Source organism: Parolsenella sp., assembly GCF_982402205.1.
In genome coordinates this window covers 1-5,615 of record NZ_CEVYAT010000105.1, presented here as the reverse complement: position 1 = coordinate 5,615, position 5,615 = coordinate 1, and the positions used below count along the sequence as shown (strand labels likewise).

Below are 5,615 nucleotides of genomic sequence, written 5' to 3'. Positions count from 1 at the left end.
CGTCATGACCGAGCTCGCGCGCGGCGGCATGACGATGGTCGTCGTCACGCACGAGATGAACTTCGCCCGCCGCGTGGCCGACCGCGTGGTCTTCATGGCCGACGGTGCCATCATCGAGCAGGGTGCCCCCGACGACTTCTTCGACCACCCGCAGTCGCAGCGCGCCCGCGACTTCCTCAACTCGATTAAGGAGCACTAGAGCATGGTAGATTTCGAGACGGAACATAAGCGCAGGCCCGTTATCGTCGTCGCGACGCGCATCGAGGAGGGCCGCATGCACCGCGAGGAGCAGCTGGCCCCCAACGAGTGCGGCGCGCGCGTCTTCATCGACGCGATCCTTTCCGCGGGCGGCCTGCCCGTGCAGATGGCGCTCACCGACGACGAGGGCGTCATCGACAGCTACGTCGAGCTGGCAGACGGCGTGGCCATCCCGGGCGGCCCCGACGTCGATCCGAAGCTGTGGGGCGACGCGAGCGGCTACGACGAGTCGCTCCTGTGCCACGTGCGCGACGCCTGCGAGCTGCCGCTCGTCCAGAAGACCGTCGCGGCCGACAAGCCGCTGTTCACGACCTGCCGCGGCACCCAGATGCTCAACGTGGCGCTTGGCGGCAGCCTCGACATGGACGTCCCCTCGATTCCGCGTCGCGAGGGCTCGACCCACCACGACCACGCCGACCTGCTCACCCGCAAGATCCACACGGTCGAGATTGAACCGGGCAGCCTCCTCGCGCGCGCGAGCGGTTCGGCCGGCTATGCCGTGAACTCGGCGCACCACTGCTGCGTGAAGGACCTGGGCGAGGGCCTCGTGCTCTCCGCGCAGTCCGACGACGGTATCCCCGAGTGCATCGAGATGCCCGGCAAGCGCTTCGTGCTGGGCGTGCAGTGGCACCCCGAGTACACCTGGCAGGAGGGCGGGGAGGACTTCCGCCTCTGGAAGGCCTTCGTGGACGCCTGCGCCGAGTAGGGGGAGCCTGCCTGTCGCGAAAACTACGCCAATTAGGTAACCTGCTTTGAATCCTAGGCTTTTCTAGCTTTTCTGACGGCCGCTTATCTGGGGGTTATGACCTCGGATAAGCGGCTGCTTCGCATGTCAGCTAGGAGGTTACCTAATTGATTGAATTTCTTTTGGCTGAGTGTTGTCGCGCGGCGGCCATCGGGCCTCCCGAGTCATTCGTGCGAAGGGTTACGGCTTTAAGCCTGATTGACCGCGCTAGAATTTGCCCGTCAGGCATGCGGGCGCGCGCCCGCGCAAACGATTGTCCGGGAGGACCCATGGCTCAGGAGCTCATCTTCACCAAGCCCATCTTCCACGAGAAGATCTGGGGCGGCAGGCGTCTCGACACGGTGTTTGGCTATGACATCCCCGACGGTGCCATTGGCGAGTGCTGGGCCATCAGCGCGCACCCCGCCGGCGACTGCGTGGTCGAGGGCGACCCGTACGCCGGCTCCACGCTCTCACAGCTGTGGGACGAGCACCACGAGTTGTTTGGCAACGCCCAGGGCGACCGCTTCCCGCTGCTCATCAAGATCCTCGACGCCGACGGCGACCTCTCGATCCAGGTGCACCCCGACGACGAGTACGCGCGCGTCCATGAGAACGGCAGCCTGGGCAAGTGCGAGTGCTGGTACGTGCTCGACTGCGAGCCGGGTGCCACGATCATCGTGGGCCAGAAGGCCAAGGACCGCGCCGAGTTTGCCCAGCTCGTCGAGGAGGGCCGCTGGGGCGACCTCGTGAACGAGGTGCCCATCCACAAGGGCGACTTCTTCCAGATCGACGCGGGGACCCTGCACGCCATCAAGGCCGGTACCCTCATCCTCGAGACCCAGCAGTCGAGCGACGTGACCTACCGCGTCTACGACTATGACCGCGTCCAGGCCGACGGCACCAAGCGCGAGCTGCACCTCGAGCAGAGCATGGACGTTGTCGACTATGCCGCCCAGGCGCCCACCTCGGGCGCCATCACGGCCCCCGAGGTCGATGGCATTACGAGGCTCGAGAGCAACGAGCGCTACACCGTCGAGCGCGTGCGCGTCGAGGGCGGCCGCACGCTGCCCCAGCCCCACGACTTCATGTGCGTGAGCGTCATCGAGGGTGCGGGCTCCGTGAACGGCCAGGCGCTCAGGTGCGGCTCCCACTTCGTGGCGCCCGCCGGCAGCGGCGACCTCGCTTTCGAGGGCGACATGGTGCTCATCTGCTCCTGGGTCTAGGGGTAGCACCGCTCTGCTCGAGCAATAAAACGCAGGTAAACGAGGGACCGCCCGCATCTGGCGTGATGTGGGCGGCCCCTGTGTCTTGAGACGGCATGGCAGTGCGTGCGTGCCAAGGGGTCGGGTCTGTTGGCACATATGACGGAGGGACGTGCCCCTTGTCATATGGCAGAAGGCACGTCCCCTTGCCTTACCCTTGTCTTACAGCAGCGTGATCTTGAACGTGCGGGTCACGGTCTGGCCGGGCGCGGCCACGATGAGGTTCTGCTTGTGCTCGAACACGTCGTCCTCGTCGGTGCGCGTCGCGGTACCGCACCACGGCTCGAGGGCAACGAACGGCGTGGGTGTGCCGTCGGCCGCCGCGGGGGCGCTCCACACGCCGATGTGGTCGAAGCCCTCGAAGTCGACGCGCACGCCGTGGCCGGTGGGCCCCACCATCGAGACGGTGCTGTCGGGCACGCCCTCGAGCACGAAGGAGCCCGGTGCGAACAGCTCGTGGGTGAGCGGCAGGCGCTGGCCATCCTCGAGGAGCGTCCGCATGCTGGCGTAGTCCTGCAGGCCGTCGGCGGTGAGGGCCGCCGTCGTGGCCGTCCAAGGACGGCTGAACCACAGGCTGTAGTCCTCGAAGCGCTCGCCGGCTACCACCGGCACGTTGAAGGCGGGGTGCCCGCCCAGGAAGAACGGCAGGTCGACGCCGCCGGTGTTAGTGACGGCGTAGGTCTGGGCGAGCGTCGCGTCGCCCTCGAGGGCGTAGGTCATCTCGAGGCGCCATTCGTAGGGGTAGCTCTCGCGCGTCTCGGGCGTACTGTCGAGACGCCAACGCAGGACGTCGCCGCCGTTCTCGAGCAGCTCGTGGTCGTAGTTGCGCGCCACGCCGTGGCGGCCCATGTGGCACTCGCCCTGGGCGCACGTGGCAAAGCCATCCCTGAGACAGCCCACGATGGGGAAGAGCACCGGGGCGCTCCTTGGCCACCAGCGCTCGTCTGCCTGCCAGAGGTACTCGACGCCGTCGAGCCTGAGGCTCCTCAGCTGGGCGCCGTGCGCGTCGACCGACGCCTCGAGGCGTCCCTTCGAGATGGTTGCGATGTTGGCCATGGCTTCTCCTTGGACGGGTTGTTCTCGTGCGGCTCTTCGTACTTCTCGACCCTGATTCTAGCGCGTGGGACGCGACGACGCGGGGCCCGCGTTCGCGATGGTGAACGTGGGACATGTGCCTCGCCCGTGGCGCCAGCGTGGGTGCTACCATTACCGGGTCCGTACAAGGGCCCGAGAGTAACGTCGCGGCGTCGGCGTGACCTCGAGGGCCACAGGGAAAGGAACACCATGACCACAAAGCTCACGAGGAGGGGATTCGTCGCCCTCGCCGCAGGGGAGCTGCTCGCTCTCGCCGGCTGCGGCCAGGCGCAGTCCGCCGGCTCGCAAGCGGCGACGACCCAGGCCGCAGACCCCGTCGAGGTGCGCGTCGCCTCGCTCAAGGGCCCCACGTCCATCGGGCTCGTCTCGTTCATGGACAAGGCCGCGTCCGAGGACTCGGGTCTTGCCAACACCTATGACTTCACCATCAGCGCCGCCGCCGACGAGATCGTCCCCAAGGTCATCTCGGGCGACGTCGACGTCGCGCTCGTGCCCGCCAACGTCGCGAGCGTGCTCTACAACAAGACCGAGGGCGGCGTGCTCGCCCTCGACGTCAACACACTGGGCGTCCTCAACGTCGTCACGGGCGACGCCTCCATTCAGGCCTTCGAGGACCTCGCGGGCCGCACCGTCTACCTCACGGGCAAGGGCGCCTCGCCCGAGTACGTCATGGGATATCTGCTCGACGCCGCGGGCATCGCCGACCAGGTTACGCTCGAGTTCAAGAGCGAGGCCACCGAGGTCGTGAGCGCGCTCGTCGCAGACCCCAGCGCCGCGGGCATCCTGCCCGAGCCCTTCAAGACGGCCGCGCTTGCCAAGAACAGCCAGCTCGCGAGCCCCATCGACCTCACCGACGTCTGGGACGCCCACGCCAAGGACGGATCACGCCTGCTCACGGGCGTCACGGTGGTGCGCGCTGAGTTCGCCGAGCAGCACCCGCAGGCCGTGAGCGAGTTCGTGGAGCAGCAGAACGCGAGCGTCGAGGCCGTCAAGGCTGCCCCCGACGACTGGGCACAGTCCGTGGTCGACCACGGCACCGTCGACGCCGCGCCCATCGCCGCCAAGGCCATTCCCGGCTGCAACCTCGCCTGCCTCACGGGCGCAGAGCTCGCAAGCGCCCTCTCGGGCTACCTCGACGTGCTGAGCCAGTTTGACGCCTCCTCGATTGGCGGCAAGCTCCCGGGCGACGACTTCTACTACGACAAGCTCTAGCTCGGGCTCATTCGTGGCTGCACCGTTTTTTAAGGATAAGAAGAACGACTGCTACGGCGCTCGCATGGTCGTCGCTCGCGCGGCGGCCATCTGCGCCTGGCTCGTCGCGTGGCACCTCGCGAGCGTGGCCGTGGGCCAGCCACTCATCCTGCCTGGCCCCGTCGAGGTCGCGGGCTCGCTCGTGGCGCTCGTGGTCATGCCCGCGTTCTGGGGCCAGGTGGGCTTTTCGGCCGCGCGCATCCTGGGCGCGCTCGCGGCCGCCTACGCCTGCGCGCTGGCGCTCGCCGCCGCGTCGCGGGCAAGCCGCGTGGTGCGCGAGCTCGCGAGCGTGCCCCTCTCGGCCATCAAGGCCACGCCGGTCGTGTGCGTCGTGGTGCTGCTGCTCATCTGGCTGGGCAGCGCCAACGTGAGCGTGGCTGCGGTCTTCCTCATGGCGCTGCCTGGCCTCTACTTCCCGGTGCTCGAGGGGCTCGACGCCTCCGCCGCCGGCGGCGAGGCGGCCGCCGCGGCCGAGGGCTTCGGGGTCCACGGGGCCTGCGGCCTCGTGCGCGCTCTGGGCTGCGCCTGGCCGCGCGTGCTTCCCTTCGTGGTGGCCGCGAGCGAGACGGTGGTGGGCATGAGCTGGAAGGCGGGCGTTGCCGCCGAGCTCATCGGCGTGCCGTCGGGGTCGGTGGGCGAGCGCATCTACCAGGCAAAGCTTCTGCTCGAGACGGGCGACCTGTTTGCCTGGACCATAGCCGTGGTGGCCATCGCCACCCTCTGCGAGCGCCTCGTCGTGGCCCTGCTGCGCGCGAGCGGCCCCGTCTGTGTGACCCTCGCCGCGGGGACAAGGGGACGGGTCCTTTGTCCCCGCCAAATGGGGACAAAAGACCCGTCCCCTTGTCCCCGAGGGGGTTGGAAGGCCCGTGGGCTCGTGCTAGCCCATGGCAGCGTGGTACCGCTCACCTACGAGGCGCCGGCGGGCGCGCGCGTGTGCGTCATGGCTCCCAGCGGCACGGGCAAGACGACGCTGCTTCGTACCCTCGCGGGCCTCGAGACGGCCGTGGCGCAGGGCACGAGCG

General features: G+C 68.3%; 5 protein-coding genes and 1 pseudogene. 5 read left to right on the top strand and 1 reads right to left on the bottom strand.

Features of this window, described 5'->3' with window-relative positions; genetic code table 11:
- The 3 genes and pseudogenes from AC1VTH_RS06180 to manA form a co-directional block, all read left to right on the top strand.
- A pseudogene (locus tag AC1VTH_RS06180) lies at nucleotides 1-199 on the top strand (amino acid ABC transporter ATP-binding protein); the annotation flags it as partial.
- Between the two features lie 3 nt (nucleotides 200-202).
- Nucleotides 203-964, top strand: a complete 762-nt coding sequence (locus AC1VTH_RS06175; RefSeq protein WP_481335295.1) for a gamma-glutamyl-gamma-aminobutyrate hydrolase family protein — start codon at nucleotides 203-205, stop codon at nucleotides 962-964.
- Nucleotides 965-1,272: 308 nt separating this feature from the next.
- Nucleotides 1,273-2,208: a mannose-6-phosphate isomerase, class I gene (gene manA, locus AC1VTH_RS06170; RefSeq protein WP_481335293.1), complete on the top strand. Its 936-nt coding sequence runs from the start codon at nucleotides 1,273-1,275 to the stop codon at nucleotides 2,206-2,208.
- 201 nt (nucleotides 2,209-2,409) lie between these two features.
- Here the strand turns inward: manA and AC1VTH_RS06165 are convergent, their stop codons facing one another.
- Nucleotides 2,410-3,303, bottom strand: a complete 894-nt coding sequence (locus AC1VTH_RS06165; RefSeq protein WP_481335292.1) for an aldose 1-epimerase family protein — start codon at nucleotides 3,301-3,303, stop codon at nucleotides 2,410-2,412.
- Between the two features lie 228 nt (nucleotides 3,304-3,531).
- On the opposite strand from AC1VTH_RS06165, the gene AC1VTH_RS06160 reads away from it, so the two are divergent.
- The gene (locus tag AC1VTH_RS06160) at nucleotides 3,532-4,554 is read left to right on the top strand and encodes an ABC transporter substrate-binding protein (protein ID WP_481335291.1); all 1,023 of its coding nucleotides are present in this window, start codon (nucleotides 3,532-3,534) and stop codon (nucleotides 4,552-4,554) included.
- A 13-nt stretch (nucleotides 4,555-4,567) separates the two neighbouring features.
- Nucleotides 4,568-5,615: ABC transporter permease (locus AC1VTH_RS06155; RefSeq protein WP_481335289.1), on the top strand; the 1,048-nt coding region annotated here is incomplete at its 3' end.